This is a genomic window from Streptomyces sp. NPDC087440 (assembly GCF_044744005.1).
Classification (GTDB): Bacteria; Actinomycetota; Actinomycetes; order Streptomycetales; family Streptomycetaceae; genus Streptomyces.
Genome location: NZ_JBIUXN010000015.1, coordinates 1 through 23,118 on the forward strand (window position 1 = coordinate 1; position 23,118 = coordinate 23,118).

Below are 23,118 nucleotides of genomic sequence, written 5' to 3' on the forward strand. Positions count from 1 at the left end.
TGGGCGGCGGGGCCGCCCCCCGGGGGCGGAACGGGCGGGCAAGGGGGCGGCCCCTCCCGCTCCCGGCCCACCCCGGCAGCCCCCGCCCAGCCCCCGCGCCCCGCACACCCGACACGGCCACCCCCACCCCGTACCACCCCGAAATACGTGCGTTACGCACCGACCTCCAACCCGAAACACCCCCTGCCTACCGTCACTCCCCACACCCACACCCCCACCCCCAACCCCACCCCAGGAGCACCCCCGTGACGGTCGACCAGACCCCCACCGTCGAGCCCCACCCGACCCCCACCACGGCACCCCCACCCTCACCCTCACCCTCACCCTCACCCACCCCCGCCAACGAAACCCTGGAGGACTACACCCTCCGCTTCGCCCCCCGCACCTACCGCCGCTGGACCCCCACCGTCGTCGCCGCCTCCGCCCTCGGCGGCATCGCCTACATGGCCGACTTCTCCATCGGCGCCGGCATCGGCATGACCCACGGCACCGGCAACGCCCTGCTCTCCATCCTCGTCGCGGCCGCGATCATCTTCGTCTCCGGCATCCCGCTCGCCTACTACGCCGCCCGCTACAACCTCGACCTGGACCTGATCACCCGCGGCTCCGGCTTCGGCTACTACGGCTCGGTCATCACCAGCGTCATCTTCGCGAGCTTCACCTTCATCTTCTTCGCGACCGAGGGCGCCATCATGGCGCAGGGCCTCAAGTACGCGCTGGGGATGCCCATTTGGGCGGGCTACGCCCTCTCCACCCTCATCATCATCCCGCTCGTCATCTACGGGATGAAGGCCCTCACCAAGCTCCAGTCCTGGACGAACCCCCTGTGGCTCGTCCTGATCGTCGCCCCCCTGGCGTACGTCGTCATCACCGAGCCCTCCTCCTTCTCCCGTTTCCTCGCGTACGAGGGAACCGGCACCGGCATCTCCACCGCCGCCGTGATGCTGGGCGCGGGCGTCTGCCTCTCCCTGATGGGCCAGATCGGCGAGCAGATCGACTACCTGCGCTTCATGCCGCCCAAGACCGAGGCCAACAGGCGCTCCTGGTGGGCCGCCACGCTCCTCGCGGGCCCCGGCTGGGTGGTCTTCGGGGCCCTCAAGCAAGCCATCGGCGTCTTCCTGGCCGTCTACATCGTGGACGCGGTCGGCGTCGCCTCCGCCGTCGAGCCGATCGAGCAATTCACCGCCGCCTTCAAGCAGTTGATGCCCGGCTGGCTGGTCGTCCCGCTCGCGCTCCTCCTCGTCGTCCTCAGCCAGGTCAAGATCAACGTCACCAACTCCTACTCCGGCTCCCTCGCCTGGACGAACTCCTACGCCCGGGTCGCCAAGCACTACCCGGGCCGCACCGTCTTTGTCCTCGTCAACCTGGCGATCTCACTGACCCTGATGGAGGCGAACATGTTCGCCTTCCTCAACAACGTCCTCAGCTTCTACTCGAACTGCGCGATGGCCTGGGTCGTCACCGTCGCCACGGACATCGCCGTCAACAAGTACGTCCTGAAGCTGTCGCCCAAGCACCCGGAGTACCGCCGCGGCATGCTGTACGCGGTCAACCCGGTCGGCGTGGTCTCCTTCCTGGCCTCCTCGCTCCTGTCCGTCGCCGTCTACTTCGGCCTCTTCGGAGACGCGATCCAGCCCTACTCCCCGATCGTCGCCGTGGGCGTGGCCGTCGTCCTCACCCCGCTCATGGCCGTCGCCACCCGGGGCCGCTACTACCTGCGGCGCACGTCGGACGGCATCGACGAGCCTCTTCTGGACGCGGACGGCAACCCCAGCGCGACGACCTACACCTGCGGAGTCTGCACCCAGCCCTTCGAACGCCCGGACGTCCTCGCCAGCGCCAGCGGCGGCATCATCTGCTCCCTCTGCCTCACCACGGACCGCACCGGCACCCACGTCCTCCCGGCCTCGTAGGGTCCGGAGGAGGCGGCGGTCAGGCGGAGACGGCGGTCAGGGGGTGGTGCCGGACAGCTCCGCCGCCTCGGCCCTGGCCCGTCGGGCGGCGTGCGGGTCGCCCGCGCGGGCGTGGGCGTCGGCCAGGGTTTCCAGGCCGGTGGCGAGCCAGGTCCGGGAGCCGATCCGGCGCCAGAGTCCGACTGCCGCCCGCGCCCGCCGGAGGGCGGAGGGCACGTTACCGGCGGTGGCCAGCTGGGCCTCGGCGATGGCGTGCAGGGTGGCCGCCTCGCCCCACAGAGTCTCGACCGCGGGCAAGGCGGAATACGCCTACGAGTGCCGATGCGCCGCGACCAGCCCGACCAGCCGCTCCGAGGCCGGCCCGGCGGGGCACCGGCCGACGGCCCGGCCCGGCACCCGTCAACGGCACCGGTCGCGTGTGACCGCGTGCCGTCCCGGTGCCGGACTCCCTCATGGCGGAGTCCGGCACCGCAAGGCGGCAGCCGCACGGGACGGCTCCCAGCCCCCGCAACAGCTCGGGTACCGGCTCATCCGCGATCAGCAGACGCAGCCCGGTCGAACCAGCGACGCCCCGGCTCAGGCCGTCCCCCGCAGGAGTTGACCCACCTCATAGCCGCACACGCACCTCATGGCCGCACATGGCGGGAGCCGGGACCAGGCTCCCACCTCCCCCGTGTGCCCGGCCCCTGCCCCCTCCGCGCGGAAGTCCCCCTTCTCTTCCGCTGGTTGACACGCTAGAAGCAAGAGAGCGGGGGCACTCGCCACAGCGCGTACGTCCACTCTCCGCACCGCGCACCACCGGGCCGCCGACCGGAGGGGAACCCCATGCCGAAACCCACCCCCACCCCAAGCGCCTCACCCAGCTCACCCGCCTCGACCCTCCACCACACCGAAGCCCTCCAACGCACCGTCTCGGGCTTCCTCGTCCCCCTGCGCGTGACCGCTCCCCCCGGCCGGCCCTTCCGGGCCACGGTCACCTCGGCCGGAAACGCCGCCCTGCACGCGGCCCGCCTGCGCAGCACCCCGCACTCGGTGCTGCGCCCCCGCCACCTCATCTCCTCCACCGACGCCGACCTGTTCAAGGTGACCCTCCACCTCTCCGGCACGGCCCTCGCCGAACAGGCCGACGGCCAGCACCTGGTCCGCCCCGGCGACCTCCTGACCCTCGACACCACACACCCCTACGCCCTGCACCTCCCCGAACCCTGCGACGTGGTGGTCCTGGGTCTCCCCCGCGGCCTGACCGGCCCGCACACCCGCGCCCTGGCCCGCCGCAGCGGAACCCCGGTCCCCGCCGACAGGGGCACCAGCGCCCTGTGCGCCGCCCTCCTCTCCGCCCTCGGCGACCACGTCGACGCCCTCTCCGGCCCCGGCTCCGAGCGCGTCCTGGACGCGGTCACCGGTCTCCTGATCAGCGCCCTCACCGGCACCGCGGGCGAACGCGTCGAAACCCCCACCACCACGTTCGCGGACCGCATCACCCTGCACACACTCGCCCACCTGCACGACCCGGACCTGTGCGCGGAGTCCGTCGCCGCCCACCACAACATCTCGGTACGCCGACTCCACCAGCTCTTCCAGGGCCGCGACCGCACCTTCACCGCCTGGCTCCGCCACGAACGCCTCACCCGCATCCGCCGCGACCTCGCCGACCCGTCCCTCTCCCACCGCACGGCCACCTCGATCGCAGCAGCCTGGGGCCTGCTGGACGGCCCCCACCTCTCCCGCGCCCTCCGCGAAGAATTCGGCTGCACAGCGGCGGAGTTGCGTCGGCCCATCGCGCCCCGGGCCGAACCCGGCGCCGGCAAGGGCAGGGGAAGCGGAAGCGGAAGCGGAAGCGGAAGGGACGCCGGGAAGGACACCGGGAAATGAAAAAGCCGTGCCGGATTTCTCCGACACGACTTCCGACCCGCGAAAACGCTGGTCGGGACGACAGGATTTGAACCTGCGACCCCTTGACCCCCAGTCAAGTGCGCTACCAAGCTGCGCCACGTCCCGTTACCCGCCTGACCTGGGGTTTTCCCCGGCTGAGCGCGTACGAGAACAATACCGCACATCAGGACGTGGTTGCGAACGCCTTTACCCAGGTCGTGCGCACCCCTGCGCGCGGCCGGCGCGGTGCTCCGAGGGAGGGGGTTGACCTCAAGTCCGGTTGAGGTCCGAGAGTCGTACGCATGACGACACACACGACGACACACATGACGACACGGACGCAACACAGGCCTCCCTACGGATACCCGGACCTGGCCCGCCTGATGGGCCTCATGACCGGGGACGAGAAGCACGGCCCCGCCGCCACCTCGACGCTGGACGCGCTCTGGGTGCTCTACGACCGGGTACTGCGGGTTACTCCCGAGACCGCCGAGGAGGCGGGGCGGGACCGGTTCCTGCTGTCCAAGGGGCACGGCCCGATGGCGTACTACGCGGTGCTCGCCGCGAAGGGGTTCTTCGGGGAGGACGTGCTGCCGGGATTCGGCTCGTACGACTCACCGCTCGGCCACCACCCGGACCGCCTGCTCGTCCCCGGGGTCGAGATCGGCAGCGGATCGCTCGGGCACGGGCTCCCGTTGGCGGTCGGCACCGCGCTGGGACTGCGGGCGCGGGGGCTGACGGACCCCGCGGTGTGGGTGCTGCTCGGCGATGCGGAGCTGGACGAGGGCAGCAACCACGAGGCCCTCGCCTTCGCCGGACCGGCCGGACTCGACCGGCTGCACGCGCTCGTCGTGGACAACGCGTCCGCCACGCACGGCTGGCCCGGCGGGATCGCCTCCCGCTTCGAGGCCGCGGGCTGGTCCGCCGCCACGGTCGACGGCCGCGACCACGAGGCGCTGTACGCCGCGTACACCGCCCCGCACCCGGGCCGCCCCCACGTGGTCGTGGCGCGCGTCGAGCCCAAGAACTGAATCAGCGGACATCAACCGGCATACGAGACGCGGGAGTTGATCATGGATACGATGCGGGACCGGTTCATCGCCACCACCTCACGACTGCTGGACACGGACCCCAGGGTCGCCGTCGTCCTCGCCGACATCAGCTCGGACGGCTTCTCCGCCGCCCGGCGCAAGCACCCGGAGAGGGTGGTGAACGTCGGCATCAGGGAGCAGTTGCTCGTGGGGGCGGGTGCCGGGATGGCGCTCGCCGGGATGCGGCCCGTGGTGCACACCTTCGCCAGTTTCCTGGTGGAGCGGCCCTTCGAGCAGGTGAAGCTGGACTTCGGGCACCAGGGCGTGGGGGGTGTGCTCGTCAGCGCGGGTGCCTCGTACGACTGGCCGGCGGGCGGGTTCACCCACATGGCGCCGGGCGACGTGGCACTGCTGGACACGCTCGACGGATGGACCGTGCATGTGCCGGGGCATCCGGACGAGGCGGAGACCCTGCTGCGGCACGCCGTCGCCGACGGTGACGAGCGGGTCTACGTACGGCTGTCGCTGCAGAGCAACGCGCAGGCCAGGGAGGTGCGTGGCGACGGAGGGTTCGTCACCGTGCGCCAGGGGCGCGGCGGGACCGTGGTCGCCGTCGGGCCGATGCTCGACACCGTGCTGGACGCGGTGGCGGGCCTGGACGTAACGGTCCTGTACGCGGCCACCGTGCGGCCCTTCGACGGCGCGGCGCTGCGGGCCGCCGGACACGCCGACGTGGTCCTGGTCGAGCCCTACCTGGCCGGTACCTCGACCGCCGCCGCGAACGACGCGCTCGCCGACCTCCCGCACCGGGTGCTCGGCCTGGGCGTCGGACAGCGCGAGCTGCGCCGGTACGGGGACATGGCCGAGCACCTCGCGGCGCACGGGCTCGACGCGGCCTCGCTGCGGGAGCGGATCAGCACGTTCCTCAGGCCCTAGCCCTCGGGGTCGGCCAGCTCCGGGTGCTGTGCCAGCAGCTTGCGCGGGGCGACCTGCCGCCAGGAGTCGAGGAGGATGGCGCGGAGCTCCTCCTCGTCCTCCAGGGCGGGCAGGCGGGCCCGCAGCCAGTCGTAGTTGTCGTCGTGTCCCTCCTTGACGAAGAATTTCTCCGGCTCCGCCTCGATCAGTTCGGCCCGCTCGTCCCGGGGGCACTTGAACGCCACCGACGTGTCGTCCTCGCTGAGCGCGGCGAACAGCTTCCCGGCCACCCGGAAGGTGGGGCTCCCCCAGGCGAGCTTCTCCGCTGTGTCCGGCAGGGCGAGCGCGACCCTGCGTACGTCCTCGGCATCGGTCATGGGAAAACCGTACGGGTCACCACTGACAATCGGCCTGGGCGGCGGATGTGCTCAGACGTGCTTGTCGAGCCAGGCCGTCAGGTCGTCGTGGACCTCGCCCCGGTTCGTCTCGTTGAGGATCTCGTGGCGGGCACCCTCGTACCCCTTCCAGGTGAGGTCCTCGACGCCCGCGTACCGCAGGTCCTCCAGGAGTTCATGGACCAGGGTCATGCCCTGGTTGCAGGGGTCCTCGGTGCCGACGGCCAGGTGGAAGGGCAGGTCGGCGGGGATGCGGGCCAGGTTGCGGGGGTCGTTGAGCTTGCGGATGCCGTGCACCCAGTCGAGCGAGAGGCCCGTGCTGAAGGGGAATCCGCAGCGCTCGTCGGCCGCGTACGCATCGACCTCTGCCTCGTCGCGCGAGAGCCACTCGAAGCCGGTGCGGCGGGTGAACGCGTCGTTGAAGTGGACGAACCGGTCGGCGGTGAAGGAGGCGATCGCGTCCCTGCCCTCCGCCGCCGCCTGCCGCTCCAGGTCCGCCACGGCCGCTTCGAGGTCGGTGCCGGGCAGGGTGCGGAAGACTCCCGACAGGATCACCCCGGCGAGGCCGTCCGGGTACTCCTGCGCGTAGTCGCGGGCCAGCATCGCGCCGAGGCTGTGCCCGAACAGCACCACCGGCACACCCGGGTGCAGGGCACGCGCCTGGTCGCCGACCGTGCGCAGGTCGGCGACCATGTTCCGCCAGCCGTCGTCGCCCGCGACGCCGAGGCCGCCGGTGCCGGCGGCGGTCGCGCCGTGGCCCCGGTGGTCGGATGCGAGCACCCCGTACCCGTGGGAGACCAGGTGCCGGGCGAACCGGTCGTAGCGCTGGGCGTGTTCCGCCGCGCCGTGCGCGATCTGCACCAGGGCGCGCGGGCGTCCGCTGTCGGGCAGCCAGGTGTACGTGGCGATCTGGACGCCGTCGTGCGCGGTCGCCGTGCCGGGGGTGCCGGGAGCGGTCATGGTCGGCCTGCCTCTCTGAGCTGTCGCTGCGCGGGGATACGGTGCTGACCCTCCCCCGGCACGGCACGCTCATGCCAGACCCTCGGCGGCGCTACGCCCTGACCTGCCCCCGCTCGAAGTACGCCACCAGCTCCGGGTCGAGCTCCGGCACCCGGCGCGGTGTCCCGCCGTCCCGCAGCGAGTCCGTCGCCCGGACTCCCGCCGCCACCGCCATGCGGGCCGCGACCGGCGAGGTGTCCGTCGTACCCCCGTCCCGTACGAAGCGCAGGAACTCGTCCACGAGGAGCGGATCGGCGCCGCCGTGCCCGGCGTTGTCCTCGGCGGCCGGGATCTCGTGGGTCTCGTCGGCGTCGAAGCGGTGGCCCGAGCGGCGGGAGTTCCACACCTTGACCTGGCCGCCGGGGCCGTCGCCGAAGTTCTCCAGGCGGCCCGCGTCGCCGATGACGGTGTAGTTGCGCCAGTAGTCGGGGGTGAAGTGGCACTGCTGGTAGGCGGCCAGGACGCCGTTGTCGAGGCGCATGTTGAGCAGGGAGACGTCCTCGACGTCGATCACCGGGTTCAGGGCGCGCTGGGTGTGCGGGGGCCAGTGGCCGTCCTTGGTGTACCAGTCGTCCGCCTTGGGCTCGCCGGGCGCGCGGCGGTGCGGGTTGTCGCCGTAGACCATGAGGTCGCCCATCGCCTGCACGTCGCGGGCGTACCCGCCGGAGAGCCAGTGCAGGACGTCGATGTCGTGGGCGGCCTTCTGGAGGAGGAGTCCGGTGGTGTGGGCGCGTTCGGCATGCCAGTCCTTGAAGTACCAGTCGCCGCCGTAGCCGACGAAGTGCCGTACCCAGACGGTCTTGACCTGTCCGATCCTCCCGGCCCGGATCAGGTCGCGCATCAGGCGGACGACGGGCATGTGCCGCATGTTGTGGCCGACGTACAGGCGGGTGCCCGTCTCGTACGCCGTGCGCAGGATGGTGTCGCAGTCCTCGACGGTGGTTTCGAGGGGCTTCTCGACGAAGACCGGCTTCCCGGCGCGCAGGGCCTGGCAGGCGAGGTCGGCGTGGGTGTGGTCGGGGGTGAGGACGAGGACCGCGTCGACGGCCGGGTCCTCGATCACCGTGCGGTGGTCGGCGGTCAGGGTGGCGTCGGGGAAGGCCTCGGCGGCAGTGGCGAGGGCCCGTTCGTCGGGGTCGGCGAGGACGGTGACGCGGGCGCCGTGGCCGGGTCGGTGTGCCGTACGGGCGAGGCTGCCGCGCAGTCCGTGGCCCAGGACGCCGATCCGGAGGTCGGGCGGGGCGGGTATGTGGGGGGCGTCGGTCGATTCGGGGGTGTCGGAGGTGTCGGAGGTGTCGGAGGTGTCCAGCAGGTCGGTCATCGTGCGCGCTCCCTGTGCAGAGTCCCCTTGTCCGGTACGGACGTTGACGTTAGCCCGCGAACGTCCCGCAGGGCAGCCCACGCCTCGCACGACACTTCCGCCCCACCGCCCTCAGGGCCCCCGCCTCAGCTCCCCCGTCTCAGAGCCCGCCCTCCTCCCGCCGCTCGATCTGCGCCATCAGCTCGGCGGCCATCGCCTTGATCGTCTCCAGCCCCTCCCGCCCCCACTGCCGGGGCTTGGTGTCCACCACGCAGATCGCACCGAGCGCGATGCCGTCCCGGTCGATGAGGGGTGCGCCCAGGTAGGAGCGGATGCCGATCTCGTCGACGACCGGGTTGCCCGCGAAGCGCGGGTAGTCGCAGACGTCCTCCAGGACCAGGGCCTTCCGGCGGGCCACCACGTGCGGGCAGTAGCCGTGGTCGCGGGCCATTGCCCGGCCGATCCGACCGGCGGCGGCAGCGGCGCCCAGGTCGCTGCCGGAGTGGGTGCCGGTGGGGGTGTGCAGTCCGGCGAAGAACTGCCGGTTCTCGTCGATGAAGTTGACCATCGAGTACGGTGCGCGGGTCGCCTCCGCGAGCCGTACCGCGAACGCGTCCAGCATCGGGTCGGGCCGCCCGCCGAGCCCCAACTCCTTGAGCCTGCGCGCCCGTTCGGGGCCTTCCCGGTCGGCCGGGGTGAGCAGCAGATGGCCGATCCTGTCGTGTTTCATATGTGGGCTCCCGTCATGGGTGGGCTCCGTGGGCCGTGGTGGGGGTGGCGGGCGCGTGGTTGAGGAGGTGCTTGACGAGGGTGACCAGGGTGGCGATGCCGGAACTGGCGAGCCGGGCGTCGCAGATCACGATGGGAATCTCCGGGTTGAGGTCGAGGGCGCCGCGCACCTCCTCGGGCTCGTACCGGAAGGCGCCGTCGAACTCGTTGACGGCGACGACGAAGCCGATGCCGCGCTGCTCGAAGAAGTCGACGGCGGCGAAGCAGTCCTCCAGACGCCGGGTGTCGGCGAGGACGACCGCACCCAGTGCCCCCTTGGACAGCTCGTCCCACATGAACCAGAACCGTTCCTGCCCCGGGGTGCCGAAGAGGTACAGGACGTGGTCCTTGTCGAGGGTCATGCGGCCGAAGTCCATGGCGACGGTGGTCATGGACTTGTTCTCGACACCCTCCAGGCTGTCGGTGTCGGCGCTCGCCTGGGTGAGGAGTTCCTCGGTGCTGAGCGGGTCGATCTCGCTGACCGCGCCGACGAAGGTCGTCTTGCCGACGCCGAAGCCGCCCGCGACGAGGATCTTCAGCGCGGTGGGGAAGACCTCGTCGGGGTCGGGGCCCGCCCCCTGGTGACCGTAGTCGTAGGCGTCCCCGTAGCCGGAGCCGTAGTCAGAGTTGTCGTCGTAGACCATCGAGCACTGCCTCCAGCAAGTCGCGGTCGGTCGGGGGGTGTTGGAGGATCGGGGCGTGGGTGAGGACCGCCCCGCAGTCCACCAGGTCGCTCAGCACGACCTTGGTGACGACGGCGGGGAGGTGCAGATGTGCCGCGATCTCGGCCACCGACATGGGGTCGTCGCACAGGCCGATCGCCTGTACGTGCTCGGGACCGAGGTGCAGGGGCAGGGCGGCTCCCGTGGCCATGACCATGGTCAGCAGGTCGAGTTCCACGCTGGGGCGGGTACGGCCGTTGCTGACCGTGAACGGGCGGACGAGCCGGCCTGCCGCGTCGTCGAGCCAGGGCCCGTCCTGCGGGGCCGCCACGTTCAGTGCCCCGGGGCGTTCGGCGCACTGCCCGCCCGCTGCCGCGCCGGGGTCGCCAGGTACGGCCGTACGCTCTTGACCAGCATCGCCATCTCGTACCCGAGGACGGCGGCGTCGGCCTCCCGCCCGGCCAGCACGGCCAGGAAGGTGCCCGATCCGGCGGTCGAGACGAACAGCAGCGTCGAGTCCAGTTCGACCACCACCTGCCGGACCTCGCCGCCGTCCCCGAACCGCATTCCGGCGCTGCGGCCCAGCGAGTAGAGGCCGGAGGCGAGGGCGGCCATGTGGTCGGCGCTGTCGGTGTCGAGGCCGTGCACGGACTTCACGAGTCCGTCGGAGGAGAGCAGTACGGCGCTGCGGGTGTACGGAACCCGTTGTACGAGTCCGCTCAACAGCCAGTCCAGATCGGTCGCTTGGCCGGTCGGCGCGTCGCTCGCCATGGGGGTCACTCCTTGGGGGTGGGGAAGTGCGTGTCGTGGGGGTGTACGGAACCGGGCCCTGCGGCGGCATCGTCGGCGGGAGGCTCCTCCGTGCGCGGGTCCGCCGCCTCGGCCAGTCCGATGCCGCGCTGGAAGGCCGCCATCAGTCCGGGGTCGTGCAGCACCGGCTGCTCGTCGTCCTTGCGCGGGGCGGGTCCGTCCTTCAGTTGCGGTACGAGGTTCTCCTGGCTCCTTCGCCTCGGCAGCCGGGGCCTGCTGACCCGGCCGCGCACCGCACTGTCGGGCATGGTGCGCGCGGTGCTGTGCACCGGCTCGACCGGAAGGGTGAACTCCGGCGGGGAGGTGAGCCCGTGGGTGACGCCGGGCACGGCGGCGGCCGGGTTGGGCCGGTCGGCGCCCTGGCCGCGTACGGGCAGAGGGGTGTTGCCGGTGGTGGTGGCGGGGCGGGTGGGCTCCTGCCCGGGTGCGTTGCCGGGCTCGGGGGCGGCGTCCCGGTCGTGGTTGCGGCCCCTCTCCCTCTCCCGGTCCCGGGACGGCAGCGGCGGGGCGTTCCGCCGGTCCGGGGGCGTGCCGGATATCGGGGGCGGGTCGGCCTGCGCGGAGGCGGCGGCAGTGGGCTGCCGGGTGGCGCCCGCGGTGTCGTGCTCCTCGCCCAACAGGGCCTCCGGGAGGACGAGGACGGCCTGGACGCCGCCGTAGATGTTGTTCTGGAGGCGGACGGCGATGCCGTGCCTGCGGGCCAGTGCGGACACCACGAAGAGGCCGATCCGGCCGTCCTGGAGGAGGTGCTGCACGTTGACCTGGTCGGGGTCGGCGAGCAGGGCGTTCATCTTGTTCTGCTCGGTGACCGGCATGCCGAGCCCCCGGTCCTCGACCTCGATGGCGAGCCCCGCGGTGACGAACTGGGCGCGCAGCAGCACCGTGGTGTGCGGGGCGCTGAACACCGTGGCGTTCTCCACCAGTTCGGCGAGCAGGTGGATGATGTCGGCGACCGCGTGGCCGCGCAGGGTGCCGTCGATCGGCGGCACCAGCTTGACCCGCGAGTACTGCTCGACCTCGGCGATCGAGGAGCGCACGACCTCGCTCATGGAGACCGGGTTGCTCCACTGGCGGCGTGAGATGGCCCCGCCGAGGACGGCGAGGTTCTCGGCGTGCCGACGGATGCGGGTGGCCAGGTGGTCGACGTGGAAGAGGCCCTTGAGCAGGTCCGGGTCCTCGACCTCGTTCTCCAGTTCGTCGAGGAGCTGGATCTCGCGGTGCACCAGGGACTGAAGGCGGCGCGCGAGGTTGACGAAGACCTCGACCTTCTGGTCGGTGCCCGCGCTGCTGGAGAACTTGGACGCCTGCACGACGGCGGTCACCGCCGCGTCGTGGGCGCGCCCCATCTCCTGCGCGAGCTGGTCGAACTCGTCGCCGCCGCGCGGTGCGCCGGGTGGCACGGTGCGCCGTATGTCGGGCTCCTCGCCGCGTCGCAGCGTGTCGACGACGGCACGCAGTTCGTCCTGGCGGCGGGCGCTGGTGCGGCGCAGTTCGGCGCACCGCTGGGTGACCGAACGGGCCGCCCGCAGGGCCGCCACCACGGCGACGAGCACGGCGAGGGCGGCGAGCACGGCGGCTGCCGCGAGGCCGATCCATAAGCTCTGCGTCGGGCGGACCCCGGCGGTGCGGACCGTGTGCAGCACGGCGCCCGCGCCGCTGAGGGCGACGACGACGGCGGGCAGCACGGCGGCGCGGAGCATCTGGGGACGCAGCTGCGCCTCGGGAGTGGACGCCGCGGGGGGACGGGCTCCCGGCCGGCCGTGCCGCCCGCCCTCGCGGCGGTCTGCTCGCGCGGCTGGTGCGCGAAGATGAGACATCAGCGTCCTCGGTACGTGGGGCCCCACGGATGCGGCGTGCAGGGCCCTCCTGGTCTCAGGGCCTGCGTCCGGTCCGGATTTCCGGGGCCGGAGCAGGGCTGGGCTCAACTCGGGTGATGCGGGCCCCCGTTGATCACCGGGCACTCACAGTAGTCGGGAACATTCCATGGGTGAGGGGCAGTTGCCAAACTTGCCCGCCCGGCGTCCCGCTCTGGTATGAGGCTTCGTACGGGCAGACGAAAACCGGCCGCCCCCGGGGATACGGGGACGACCGGTGTGCGGTGCTGCGTGACAGCTATGCGGACGCCGCTGTCTCCTTCTGTACGACGACGGGGCTCGTCAGCGTCGACGAGGCGCTCGGCGCCTCGGGGCCGGGCCTGCGGGCCGCGACGCCGCGCCACCAGGGAGTCGAGGGTACGGACGGGGACGTGGGTTCGAAGGGCTCGCCCGGGCACGGCAGCGCGATCGCCGCACCGGCCTCGGCGGCGGCGGTGACGGTGCCCTCGCCGGGCTCGTCCCACGGGTGCGGGGCGAGGTTGAAGGTGCCCCAGTGGATCGGCAGCATCACGCCGCGCGGGGTGCCGCCCTGGAGGTCCAGGTGGGTGCGCATGCCCTCTTCGGGGGTCATGTGGATGTCGGGCCAGTGCGGGCTGTAGGCGCCGATCTGGATCATCGTGGCGTCGAAGGGGCCGTGCTGTGCCCCGATGTCCTTGAAGCCCTCGAAGTAGCCCGTGTCACCGCTGTGGAAAACGCGGTGCTCGGGACCCGCGACCACCCAGGACGCCCACAGGGTGTGCTGCTGGTTGCGCAGCCCGCGGCCGCAGAAGTGGCGGGCGGGGGTGGCGGTGAGGCGCAGCCCGGCGACCTCGGTGGACTCGTTCCAGTCGAGCTCGCGGATGCGGCTCGGCGGGATGCCCCAGCGCTCCAGGTGCGCGCCGACACCGAGCGGGACCGCGAAGAGCGCGCCGCTCGCCTTCAGGGCGCGGATGCTGGGCATGTCGAGGTGGTCGTAGTGGTCGTGCGAGATGACGACGACGTCGATCGCGCCGAGCGAGGCCAGCGGCACCGGCACGGGGTGCAGCCGCTTGGGCCCCGCGAAGTCGAACGGGGAGCAGCGCTCGCTCCACACCGGGTCGAAGAGCACCCGGCTGCCGTCGATCTCGGCGAGCACACTGGAGTGGCCCATCCAGGTCAGGCGCAGCCCTGAGGCGGGCGGCTCCTTGATGTCGGCGAGCGTGGTGGCGTGCACGGGGACGGTGCCCGCGGGGGCGCGCAGGACGCGCTCGTCCTTGCGGAAGTACGTGGTGAGGAGGCTGGAGGTCGATTTGGGCGAGGGGCGGAGGGCTCGGGTGCCCTCGGGGTTCTGGAAGACGCCGTCGGCGAAGTTCGGCGAGCGGCGGATGCGTTCCATGCGCTCCCCGGCGGGGTCGGCTCCGAACGCCGCGGTCCTCAGCCCTCGCAGTTTTTCGCGCAACGGCTTCTGCGGGGAATCCGCACTGGTCACGGCACCTCCAAGGGGTCGGCTTCATTCCATTATGTGCACCCGTGTGCGACGGCCGGGAAACGGGCCCGTGACGACCGGCCGCCGAAAAGGGGGCGCTTTCTTCAGGGAGAACGGTCGTTGTGCCGCTCGTATGCCCGGCCGTCCTCCCTGTGGAACGCGCGTCGACCGCGGTGCGGTCAGTCCAGCTCGTAAACGGCGGTCACGACGACCTCGTCCTTCACCTGGCCCGGGGCCACGGGCACCGACGGCGGCGCGTCGGCGAGCGCTCCCGCGGGCACCTCAACCGGGCGCGGGCGGCCGGGGTCGGACTCGGTGAGGGACACCAGCCGGCCGAGCGAGCGACCGCTGAGGCGGGCGTGCTGGGCGGCCTTCTCACGGGCGTCGAGGTGGGCGGCCCGGCGGGCGGCGGCACGCAGCGGAGCGGGATCGGCGACGTCGAAGGTCACCCCGTTGACCCGGCCGGCGTTGCCCGCCGCGTCCATGGCCGCCTGGATGACGGCCCCGGTGCGGGAGAGGTCGCGCACGCGGACCGAGAAGCCCTGTCCGGCCTGGTAGCCGGTGAGCCGCTGGTTGCCGTTGTCGTACTGGTACACGGGGTTCAGGGAGAGGTTCTCGGTGCGTACGTCGCGGTCGGCGACGCCTTGGGCCCGGACGGCGGCGAGCAGTGCCTGGGCGGCGGTCGACTGGGCGGCGAGCGCTTCCTTGGTGGTCAGCGCGGTGGCCTCGACGCCCAGGGTGACGAAAGCGGTGTCGGGGGTCGCGGTGGCCTCCCCCGAACCGGTGACGGTCACGGTGGCGGGCGCGGGGTGCGCGACAGAGGCCGCGACCGGGGCCGAGGTGAGCGCGGACGCGGGCACGGCGCCCGCGACGAGCAGGCCGCCCGCGAGGGCGGTGGCGACGAGCACGCGCGAGGGGATCAGGCGCGGGGCGGGCGGGAACAGGGGCATGGCGGGGTGGGTCCTTCCGGGAGCCGGGGACACGAAGCGCCCGGCGGAACAGAGTGGGGCACATCCCAGCAGCTTCGCGGCCCGGCCGATCCGCGCCACCCCGATGGCCCGGGACAGGTTCACCCCCCGGAAGCCCCTGGGTGGCGTTCCGGGGAGGGGCCCGGTAAGGGGTACGAACCCGCCATACTGGGCCGCGACGGGGAGTTCCGGGGGACGGAAAGGGGAACGCGGTGGCTCAGCAGGGGCAGGACGGTCCGGACGAGGGCGGCACGTACGACGTCCTGGTGATCGGCGGCAGCGGCGTGGACACGGTGGTGCGGGTGGACCAGTTGCCGGTGCCGCTGGCGGACTCGGTCGGGGTCGCGCCCATCGGCGAGTGGCCGGGGCACACGGGCGGCAACGTGGCGCTGGGCCTGCGGGCGCTGGGGCTGGGGGTGAAGTTCCTGGACGTGATCGGGGACGACTGGATCGGCGGGCAGGTGCGCGAGCGGCTCGCCAAGGGCGATGTCGACTTCGAGCCGCTGATCTCGCCCGCGGGCACCCGGCGTGCCGTCAACCTGGTGGACCCGACGGGCCGCCGGATGTCGTTCTACGACGCCCGGGACCCGGAGGACCTGCGGATGCCGCACGACTTCTACGCGCCGCACCTGCGCCGGGCCCGCCACGTCCACGTCTCGATCATGGGCTTCGCCCGACACCTCCTGGACGACGTGGTGGCGTCCGGTGTTCCGCTCTCCACCGATCTGCACGACTGGGACGGCGTGGCCGACCACCACCGCGCCTTCGCCCTGAGCGCCGACCTGGTGTTCCTGAGCGCCGCGGGTGCGGGCGAGCGGATCGGCGACGTGATGCGGGAGATCCTGCGCGAGGGGCGGGCGCAGGCCGTGGTGGCGACGGCGGGCGCGGGCGGCTCTTACCTGCTGACCCGCGACGGCGGCAGCACCCCGCGCCCGGTCGCGGCGACCGTCCCGCCCGCTCCGGTGGTCGACTCCAACGGCGCGGGCGACGCGTACGTCACCGGGTTCCTGTACGGGCGACTCACGGGCCGGAGCCTGGAGGAGTGCGCCCGCTTCGGCGCGCTGGCGGGGGCGTACGCCTGCACGGTGCCGGGCAACACCTCTCTCATCGGCCCCGAGGCCCTGCTGCCGGAGCCGGCGGGCCCCACGGCGTAGGGGCCCCGGTCGGCACACCCGCTCAGGTCTGGCACAGGGGGGCGTAGGCGTCCCCTCCCAGTCCGAAGGTCCAGGCGACTCCCGCCTTCGCGGTCCTCGTGGTGGGCGGCACCCGCAGCCAGTAGGTGCGGTGGGTGCCGTCGGGCTCGGCGGTGGAGTTGACGACCTCGACCATCACCACGTCCTCGTCGTCCGGCAGGGCGATCCGCCACAGGACGCCGGTCTCGTCGCGGTGCACGGGCTCGGCCCCGGACTCGGCGAGGTAGCGGTCGTAGCCGTAGAACTCCAGCATCACGCGGCGCAGTTCGGCGTTCTCCTCGTCGCGGATGCGCTCCGGGGTCAGTCCGGCCAGTTCGTCCAGGAACGCGGCGGGCACCGGCATGCCGCGCCAGGCGTACAGGGCGAATCCGTCGGGGTAGGCCAGGGCGGGGCCGTCGCCCCGGTCCAGCCGTCCGGCCTCGTCGCGGTGCAGGGCGACCGGGCGCTCGCTGATCACCACGGCGTTCTCGTACGGCCACCACCAGCCCGCGTTGCGGGCGACCCGGGCGAGTCCCGCGAGCCGCTCGCCGCGGCCGTCGAAGGCGGAGAGCCAGGCCGCGTCGTGCTGGCCGAGCACGGCGTCGAGCAGCACCGTCCGCACGTGCGCCGCGTCCTCGGGGCGCACGGTCAGGGCCTCGACGACCCCGGCGCGTATGCGGTCGGCGAGCGCCCGGGTCGGGTCCCAGAGCCGTGCCCCGGTGGCGGACCACAGCCCGGCCCATCCGGCGGGGCCCAACGCGTCGTGCGCCCGCCGCCGTTCCTCGGCCCAGGGGGCGGTGCGGACCTCGTGCCGCACGGACCGGCCCGCGTCGGCGAGCTTGTCGACGGCCTCGACGGCGGCCCTGGGCGAGTCGGCCCAGACGATCCGCGCGGGCTCGGCGAGGCCCGCCGAGCGGTAGGCGAGCCGTACGCCCTCCTCCGCGGCGGCCCGGTCGGCGGCTCCGGTGGCGGCGGCCACGTCGCGCCAGTCGTGCGCGCCCCGTGCCGTCAGCTCCTGCATGTCGTACATGTCCTGTGTGTCCCGCACGTCCTGCATGGTCGAACTCCCCGTCCCCTGTTGCCCAACGCTCTGTTCACCGTGGTCCGTGCCCCACGTCAGCCCGACAGGTTCAGTCGGCGACGACACGGAACGCTCCCGGCACGTACTCCCGCTGGCGCACCACCCGGTACCAGCCCTTCGGGAGGGGTATGACCGCGTGCTCCTCGTGCACGACCCGTCCCCCGTCCGGGAGATGGAGCAGCGTCGGGTCCAACGGACCGCCCTCGCGCACCAGTCGGCCGGGACCCTGCACCGCGTGCGCGTGACCGGTGACCTCGCCGAGGGCCAGCACCAACCGGCCCCGGCCGTCCCGGGGTTCGCCGGGTGCCCGCACGGCGTACGAGGGCACCGCCGTCTCCTCCAGCGGCACGATCAGAACGTCCCCTTGCCGGTACACAGCTCTCCCCTTCCCAGGCCGCCACCCGCTGTGACCGCCTTGCCTCAAAAAGCTAAGGGTCGGGTCTGACAATCACCGCTGAGCTGCGGAAACAACCCGGGCGACCGGCGATGTCAGTGGCTCTTGGTAAACCTTTTCGCACATCAGTCGGCCGTACGGCGTGAGGAGCTCGCGGACATGTACAGCATTGACCACCTCTCGGAGTTCCACGGTCTGCCGGTCGTGACCTTCCCCGAGCCGGGCGACGACGCCGCGCTGCCCGACGCCGACACCGTGGCCTGGCGTGTGCACGTCGAATCGTGGGACGGCGAGGAGGACTGGATGGAGTCCTTCGACCGGTTCCTCGCCGCGGTCGATCCCGGCCGGGTGCGGGCACTCGTCATCGGCAGGTGGGGGGAGTTCGGGCCGGAGTCCAGCAGCACCGTGCTGTCCTTGATCACGGCTGCGGCGGACCGTCTGACGACCCTGGAGGCGGTCTTCATCGGCGACATGACGCCGGAGGACGAGGAGATGTGCGGCATCGAGCAGTCCGACGTGACGGTCCTGCTCTCCGCCTTCCCGGACCTCGTCGAACTGGGCGTACGCGGCGGCACCGAGCTGGAGTTCCCGCCGGTCACGCACGAGAAGCTGCGCCGCCTGACCATGGAGACGGGCGGCCTGCCCAGGGCGGTGGCGAACGGCATCGCCGCCAGCACCCTGCCGGCCCTCACCCACCTCGACCTGTGGCTCGGCGAATCGGGCTGCGGCGGCGACGCCGAACTCTCCGACCTGGCACCACTGTTGGACGGCACCCGCTTCCCGGGCCTGACGTACCTGGGCCTGCGCAACAGCGAGATCCAGAACGAGATCGCCGAAGCGGTCGCGGGCGCCCCCGTCGTCGCCGGACTGCACACCCTGGACCTGTCCAACGGCGTGCTGGGCGACGAGGGCGCGGCCGCCCTGCTGGAGGGGCAGCCGCTCACCCACCTCCGGTGCCTGGACCTGCACCACCACTTCCTCTCCGCGGAGATGGAGCGGCGAATACAGGCGGAGATCGCGGCGCACGGCGTGCGCGTGGACCTGTCGCAGCGCAACACGCCGTGGGGCGGCAGGGGCTCTGCGGGCCGGTTCACGTCCGTGTCGGAGTGAGGCGGGCGGCCGGGCTGCCCCGCCGCACACCCCGCAGCGGGGATCAGAGCGGAAGCAGGTCCGGCCGCTTCGCCTCGACGTGGTCGCCCGAGCTCTCGCCGCGCAGGCGTCGCCCGATCCACGGCACCAGGTGCTCGCGCGCCCAGTCGATGTTGTCGCGGCGCGCTTCGAGGCGCCCGCGCGGTGCCATCGGCGGCCACGCCTGGTCGGGGTCGGCCGGGATCTCCAGGCCGAGGACCTGACCGGCCCGCAGCGCGACCCGGGTGTGCCCCTCGGGAGAGAGGTGCAGCCGGTCGGAGTCCCAGGCGCGCCGGTCCTGCACGGACCTCAGCGACCACAGGTCCAGCACCGGGCAGTCGTACCGGTCGGCGATGGCCCGCACGTGCGCCGAGTACGTGGCGACCTTGCCGCGCAGATGGCGCAGCACCGGGATGCCCCGGGTGTCGAAGCCCGTGGTCACCATGACCGTGCCGACCGCCGAGGTGAGGTCGGCGACGGCCTTCTCGAAGCGCTCGGCGACGTCGTCGGGGTCGGTGCCGGGCCGGATGATGTCGTTGCCGCCCGCACAGAAACTGACCAGGTCGGGAGCCAGCTCCTTGGCCCGAGGGACCTGGTCGGCCACGATCTGGTCGAGCAGTTTGCCGCGTACGGCGAGGTTTGCGTATCGGAAGGTGTGCTCGGGTACCCGGTCGTCCAGAAGGACGGCCAGCCGGTCGGCCCACCCGATGAACGCGCCGCCGGGGCCAGGGTCTCCGACCCCTTCGGTGAAGCTGTCCCCGATCGCCGCGTACGACCCGATGGTGCCTGCGCTGAATGATCTCGAATCGTCTGCCACGTCGATACATCCTTCACTTTCGCAAGTGACCTACGCCACCGTAGGGAGGGGTTGACGGGGGGTGAGATATGCCACCGGTCAAGATTCACCCAACCCGGAATACAGAGGTGGCGCCTCCTGGGACGAGTCTCGCCCCCGCACCGGGAGGGGCGCGGGGGCGAGTACGCCGAATGGCCGGGCCGCACGAAGGACGACCGTGAGGACGACCGTACGGAAGAGGACCGTACGCGAGCGGGAAGGCTAGAGCGGGACGCCGTTGCTGCGCAGGTAGCCCAGCGGGTCGATGTCCGAGCCGTAGCCGGGGCCGGTGCGGATCTCGAAGTGCAGGTGCGGGCCGGTGGAGTTTCCGGTGGAGCCCGAGTAGCCGATCTGCTGGCCGCCCGAGACGCTCTGTCCGGAGCGGACGCCCAGTGCGGAGAGGTGGGCGTACTGCGAGTAGCGGCCGTCGTTGTGCCGGATGACGACCTCGTTGCCGTACGCGCCGCCCCAGCCGGCGGAGACCACGGTGCCCGCAGCGACGGCCTTGACCGGGGTGCCGGAGGAGGCCCGGAAGTCGACACCGGTGTGGTAACCGCTGGACCAGCTGCCGCCCGAGGCGCGGTAGGGGGTGGAGACGCCGGAGGGGACGGGGGCGCTGAACCCGGAGCGCTGCGACTGCTGCTTGCGCTCGGTGCGCTGCTCGGAACGCTGTTCGGCGCGCCGCTCCGTCCGCTTCTCGGAGCGCTGCTCGACCCGGTTCTCCGTGCGCTGCTCGGCGCGCTTGTCCGTACGCTCCACACGCTCGGTCCGCTGCTGCTGCGGGACCGGCGCGGAGGCCTTCTGCTCAGCGGCGGGGGCCTTGCCGCCGAGGGTGAGCTTCATGCCGGGGTAGATCAGCGAGGGGTCCCCGCCGACGACCTTCTTGTTGTCGGTGTAGACCTTCTGCCAGCCGCCGCGCACGTCCTGGTCCGCCGCGATCTTCGACAGGCTGTCGCCGGACACCACGGAGTACGTACGGGTGTCGGTCTTCGGCGCGGAGGGAGCGGCGGGGACAGCGGCGGGGGCCGCCTGCTGCGGCGCGGCCGTGCGCTGCTGCGGCAGCTGCACCTGGGGCGCCTCCTGCGGCAGCGCGACCGGGGCCGCGCCCTTCTCGGCGGCGTGCGCCCCCGTGGCGCCGATGAGCGGAAGGGCCAGCGCCGCACCGCCCGTACCGGCGGCGACGAAGCCCCGGGTGAGCGAGGAACTGGACTTCGGGCGGCGGTGCTTACCCTTTGCGGGCATGACGGATTCCTCTCCGGCGCCTGCGAGGTGAGCTGTCGGGTTCGGGCTGGAGATGCCCGGCCTCGCTCCCCTGGGAGCGCTGCTTCACCCCGAGCCGCTCCGGCGGGCTGGTGCCCTCCGGTACCGGCGTACTACCTGGGTCCCCCGCTCCTGCCACACGAAGAAATGGGATGCGGACTCCGAGCGGTGGCAGGATTCGGCGGTCCACCCGGATTGACGGTGACCGTAAGCGAGTGCAGACCGCCGGAACAAGCCGTTCCCGCCTTCTCCCTCTCCCGGACACGTCTTCTCCACGATTCTCCCGGTGGCGCGCAGCCGTCCCGGATGTCATCTCCCGCCCCTGGCCTGCCGTTTGACGCTTCGGCAGCAGAAGTCACGGCCTTCTCTATGATTCTGCTCACTCGCACCCCTGTACGCCCCAGATGGTTGCCCGAGGCCCCCATTTCGGGACGCTTCTGTCGTATCGTCGGCCAGTGCCCCTCGTCGGCGTGCCCGCGCCGGCGAACGACCTTGAGGAGCACTCGTGACGCAGCAGGCATCGCCGTCGGCCGAGCCGGATCTCGCAGGTGTACGGAACTTCCGCGACGTGGGCGGGCTGCCCGCCGCCGACGGGCGGCGGACGCGGTACGGGCGGCTCTTCCGCAGCGGTCACCTGGCGCACGCCACCGAGGCCGACACAGTGTTCTTTGGCTCCCTCGCCCTGCACACGATCTTCGACTTCCGCAATGCGGCGGACCAGAAGCTGGAGGGTCCGGACGTCGAGCTGACGGGCGTACGGAACGTGAACATCCCGCTGAGCGACCCGGCGGACGGCGCCGAGTTCTGGCGGATGGTGCGCGACGGGGACATCGACCAGCTGCGCGAGATCCTCGACGACGGCAAGGCCGCCGCGCGCATGACAAACTCGTACCGCCGCATGATCAAGGACCGCACCGCCGAACACAGCCGGGTGCTGCACGCCCTGGCCGAGGACAGTGTTCCGGCGCTGATGCACTGTGCGGCGGGCAAGGACCGCGCGGGCCTGGCGATCGCGGTGACGCTGCTGGCCGTGGGCGTGGAGCCGGACGCCGTCCGGGCGGACTACCTGAAGTCCAACGACCCGCACCGCCGCTACCGGGTGCGCCGCACCAGCACCTCACCGGACGCCATGAACGCCGAGGTCATGAGCCTGCTCGCGCCGCTCTTCGACGCCCGCGTCGAGTACCTGGACGCGGCCTTCGCCACCATCGAGGAGATCTGGGGCACCACGGACGCCTACCTGGAGCAGGGCCTGCGGCTGACCCCCGAGGTCCGTGAGGCGCTGCGCGAGCGGCTCACCGAGTAGCCCCTGCGGTCAGGCGTCGCCGATCGTGAAGAGCAGGAAGATGAACGCGGCGATGATGTGCCCGACCACGATGTAGAGAAAGACCCGCACCACCAGCCCGTGCGGCGCCTTGTCCGCGACGAAGCCGTCCGGACCTGCCTTGCCCGCACCGTCCTGCCACTCGGCTCCCCGGTCGGAGCCGGGCCGGGCGGCGCGGGCCGCCTCCTCCGCGGCGCGGGCGATGGCGTCCATGGCGGCGGTCTGCGCCTCGGTGAGCTGGTGCGCCGGGGTGGGCCCGGGAGCCTTGACGAAACCCTGCGGCGAAGCGGCCCCCTGCGACGGGGCGAGTCCCTGCGGCTGGGCGGCGGCGAACTCGGGCATCTCATGACTCCTGGGGCAGGCAGAGCCCTGCGACGGTGCTCTGCATCAGTGTGTGGAGGAAGAGCAGCTCCGCCCCGTCCGGCGTCACCGCGGTGATCCGGTGCGGGGTGAGCGAGTCGAAGTGGGCGCTGTCGCCCTCGTCCAGGGTGTGCACACGCTCCCCGAGGACAAGACGCAGGCGGCCTTTGAGCACGTACAGCCACTCCTCGCCGGGATGGACCCGTACGAGCTCCTGCTGGGCGGCGTGCGGGACGTGGACCCGCAGTGCCTGCATGGCCCGGCCGTGGCTCCCGGCCTGGCGGTACGTCCAGCCGTCGGCCTCGCGGGCGGTCATCTCGCCGGCCCGCACGACGGCGTCCGGGTCGGCGGCCGTCTCGCCGAGGACCTCGGAGACGGTCGTACCGTAGATGCGGGCCAGCGCGAGCAGCAACGGCAGCGAGGGCTGGCGCTGCCCGGTCTCCAGCCGGGAGAGGTGCGCGGGCGAGAGCCCGGCGCGGCGGGCCGCGGCCTCCAGCGTGAAACCGCTGCGGCGGCGGAGTTCTCGCAGGTGGGGGGCGACGGAAGGCAGGTCCACGGGGCCTTCGGCCGCCTCTTCGAGGCGTGGCGTCATGCCGTCCATTGAGCCAGACTG

At 72.3% G+C, this 23,118-nt stretch carries 24 protein-coding genes, 1 tRNA gene and 1 riboswitch; of the genes, 7 read left to right on the forward strand and 18 right to left on the reverse strand.

The annotated features are described in order from the left end of the window. Positions 1-245: 245 nt before the first annotated feature. A complete protein-coding gene (locus ACIO3O_RS26765) occupies positions 246-1,913 on the forward strand; it encodes a purine-cytosine permease family protein (RefSeq protein WP_401750027.1) in 1,668 nt (555 codons plus the stop codon). Positions 1,914-1,949: 36 nt separating this feature from the next. Here the strand turns inward: ACIO3O_RS26765 and ACIO3O_RS26770 are convergent, their stop codons facing one another. Continuing rightward, positions 1,950-2,210 (reverse strand): hypothetical protein, encoded by a 261-nt coding sequence (locus ACIO3O_RS26770; RefSeq protein ID WP_401750030.1) that lies wholly within the window; start codon positions 2,208-2,210, stop codon positions 1,950-1,952. 528 nt (positions 2,211-2,738) lie between these two features. On the opposite strand from ACIO3O_RS26770, the gene ACIO3O_RS26775 reads away from it, so the two are divergent. After that, positions 2,739-3,785: a helix-turn-helix domain-containing protein gene (locus ACIO3O_RS26775; RefSeq protein ID WP_401750032.1), complete on the forward strand. Its 1,047-nt coding sequence runs from the start codon at positions 2,739-2,741 to the stop codon at positions 3,783-3,785. Between the two features lie 49 nt (positions 3,786-3,834). On the opposite strand, the gene ACIO3O_RS26780 is transcribed toward ACIO3O_RS26775, so the two are convergent. Further along, positions 3,835-3,911: transfer RNA gene (locus ACIO3O_RS26780), tRNA-Pro, on the reverse strand. Positions 3,912-4,111: 200 nt separating this feature from the next. Here ACIO3O_RS26780 and ACIO3O_RS26785 point away from each other — a divergent pair. Both ACIO3O_RS26785 and ACIO3O_RS26790 read left to right on the forward strand, forming a co-directional pair. Next, positions 4,112-4,816, forward strand: a complete 705-nt coding sequence (locus ACIO3O_RS26785) for a transketolase (protein WP_401750377.1) — start codon at positions 4,112-4,114, stop codon at positions 4,814-4,816. A 42-nt stretch (positions 4,817-4,858) separates the two neighbouring features. After that, positions 4,859-5,752 (forward strand): transketolase family protein, encoded by an 894-nt coding sequence (locus ACIO3O_RS26790; protein ID WP_401750033.1) that lies wholly within the window; start codon positions 4,859-4,861, stop codon positions 5,750-5,752. On the opposite strand, the gene ACIO3O_RS26795 is transcribed toward ACIO3O_RS26790, so the two are convergent. The 10 genes from ACIO3O_RS26795 to ACIO3O_RS26840 form a co-directional block, all read right to left on the reverse strand. Beyond that, positions 5,749-6,108, reverse strand: coding sequence for an MmcQ/YjbR family DNA-binding protein (locus ACIO3O_RS26795; protein WP_401750035.1), 360 nt, complete (start codon positions 6,106-6,108; stop codon positions 5,749-5,751). The two genes, ACIO3O_RS26790 and ACIO3O_RS26795, sit on opposite strands and share 4 nt — an antisense overlap. A 51-nt stretch (positions 6,109-6,159) precedes the next feature. Further along, positions 6,160-7,086: an alpha/beta fold hydrolase gene (locus tag ACIO3O_RS26800; protein WP_401750037.1), complete on the reverse strand. Its 927-nt coding sequence runs from the start codon at positions 7,084-7,086 to the stop codon at positions 6,160-6,162. A gap of 91 nt (positions 7,087-7,177) precedes the next feature. Beyond that, entirely contained in the window at positions 7,178-8,446 is a 1,269-nt protein-coding gene (locus ACIO3O_RS26805; protein ID WP_401750039.1) for a Gfo/Idh/MocA family protein, read from the reverse strand. A gap of 139 nt (positions 8,447-8,585) precedes the next feature. After that, the gene (locus ACIO3O_RS26810) at positions 8,586-9,155 is read right to left on the reverse strand and encodes a GAF domain-containing protein (protein WP_401750041.1); all 570 of its coding nucleotides are present in this window, start codon (positions 9,153-9,155) and stop codon (positions 8,586-8,588) included. Positions 9,156-9,168: 13 nt separating this feature from the next. Further along, positions 9,169-9,837 carry a GTP-binding protein gene (locus ACIO3O_RS26815; RefSeq protein ID WP_401750043.1) on the reverse strand — a complete coding sequence of 223 codons (669 nt, stop codon included), beginning with the start codon at positions 9,835-9,837 and terminating at the stop codon, positions 9,169-9,171. Then, positions 9,815-10,186, reverse strand: coding sequence for a DUF742 domain-containing protein (locus tag ACIO3O_RS26820; protein ID WP_401750045.1), 372 nt, complete (start codon positions 10,184-10,186; stop codon positions 9,815-9,817). Before ACIO3O_RS26820 ends, ACIO3O_RS26815 begins: the two co-directional genes overlap by 23 nt. A 2-nt stretch (positions 10,187-10,188) precedes the next feature. Then, on the reverse strand, positions 10,189-10,626 hold the full coding sequence (locus ACIO3O_RS26825; protein ID WP_401750047.1) for a roadblock/LC7 domain-containing protein: 438 nt from the start codon (positions 10,624-10,626) through the stop codon (positions 10,189-10,191). Between the two features lie 5 nt (positions 10,627-10,631). Next, a complete protein-coding gene (locus ACIO3O_RS26830; RefSeq protein WP_401750049.1) occupies positions 10,632-12,482 on the reverse strand; it encodes an ATP-binding protein in 1,851 nt (616 codons plus the stop codon). Between the two features lie 295 nt (positions 12,483-12,777). Continuing rightward, entirely contained in the window at positions 12,778-13,986 is a 1,209-nt protein-coding gene (locus tag ACIO3O_RS26835; protein WP_401750052.1) for an MBL fold metallo-hydrolase, read from the reverse strand. Between the two features lie 176 nt (positions 13,987-14,162). Beyond that, positions 14,163-14,933, reverse strand: coding sequence for an SIMPL domain-containing protein (locus ACIO3O_RS26840; protein ID WP_401750053.1), 771 nt, complete (start codon positions 14,931-14,933; stop codon positions 14,163-14,165). 281 nt (positions 14,934-15,214) lie between these two features. Here ACIO3O_RS26840 and ACIO3O_RS26845 point away from each other — a divergent pair, with 281 nt between their 5' ends. After that, positions 15,215-16,105 carry a carbohydrate kinase family protein gene (locus tag ACIO3O_RS26845; protein WP_401750380.1) on the forward strand — a complete coding sequence of 297 codons (891 nt, stop codon included), beginning with the start codon at positions 15,215-15,217 and terminating at the stop codon, positions 16,103-16,105. 22 nt (positions 16,106-16,127) lie between these two features. Here the strand turns inward: ACIO3O_RS26845 and ACIO3O_RS26850 are convergent, their stop codons facing one another. Further along, positions 16,128-17,144 carry a DUF6745 domain-containing protein gene (locus ACIO3O_RS26850; RefSeq protein WP_401750381.1) on the reverse strand — a complete coding sequence of 339 codons (1,017 nt, stop codon included), beginning with the start codon at positions 17,142-17,144 and terminating at the stop codon, positions 16,128-16,130. 109 nt (positions 17,145-17,253) lie between these two features. Further along, the gene (locus tag ACIO3O_RS26855) at positions 17,254-17,580 is read right to left on the reverse strand and encodes a hypothetical protein (protein ID WP_401750055.1); all 327 of its coding nucleotides are present in this window, start codon (positions 17,578-17,580) and stop codon (positions 17,254-17,256) included. Positions 17,581-17,757: 177 nt separating this feature from the next. Here ACIO3O_RS26855 and ACIO3O_RS26860 point away from each other — a divergent pair, with 177 nt between their 5' ends. After that, entirely contained in the window at positions 17,758-18,708 is a 951-nt protein-coding gene (locus tag ACIO3O_RS26860) for an STM4015 family protein (RefSeq protein WP_401750057.1), read from the forward strand. 43 nt (positions 18,709-18,751) lie between these two features. Here the strand turns inward: ACIO3O_RS26860 and ACIO3O_RS26865 are convergent, their stop codons facing one another. After that, positions 18,752-19,543, reverse strand: coding sequence for an SGNH/GDSL hydrolase family protein (locus ACIO3O_RS26865; protein ID WP_401750059.1), 792 nt, complete (start codon positions 19,541-19,543; stop codon positions 18,752-18,754). Between the two features lie 240 nt (positions 19,544-19,783). Then, on the reverse strand, positions 19,784-20,803 hold the full coding sequence (locus ACIO3O_RS26870; RefSeq protein ID WP_401750061.1) for a peptidoglycan DD-metalloendopeptidase family protein: 1,020 nt from the start codon (positions 20,801-20,803) through the stop codon (positions 19,784-19,786). A 4-nt stretch (positions 20,804-20,807) separates the two neighbouring features. Beyond that, a riboswitch (cyclic di-AMP (ydaO/yuaA leader) is annotated at positions 20,808-21,015 on the reverse strand. Positions 21,016-21,326: 311 nt separating this feature from the next. On the opposite strand from ACIO3O_RS26870, the gene ACIO3O_RS26875 reads away from it, so the two are divergent. Continuing rightward, the gene (locus ACIO3O_RS26875) at positions 21,327-22,127 is read left to right on the forward strand and encodes a tyrosine-protein phosphatase (RefSeq protein ID WP_401750062.1); all 801 of its coding nucleotides are present in this window, start codon (positions 21,327-21,329) and stop codon (positions 22,125-22,127) included. Positions 22,128-22,136: 9 nt separating this feature from the next. Here the strand turns inward: ACIO3O_RS26875 and ACIO3O_RS26880 are convergent, their stop codons facing one another. Then, positions 22,137-22,487 carry a DUF6126 family protein gene (locus ACIO3O_RS26880; RefSeq protein ID WP_401750064.1) on the reverse strand — a complete coding sequence of 117 codons (351 nt, stop codon included), beginning with the start codon at positions 22,485-22,487 and terminating at the stop codon, positions 22,137-22,139. 1 nt (position 22,488) lies between these two features. Beyond that, positions 22,489-23,097, reverse strand: a complete 609-nt coding sequence (locus ACIO3O_RS26885; RefSeq protein ID WP_401750066.1) for a helix-turn-helix domain-containing protein — start codon at positions 23,095-23,097, stop codon at positions 22,489-22,491. Between the last annotated feature and the right edge of the window lie 21 nt (positions 23,098-23,118).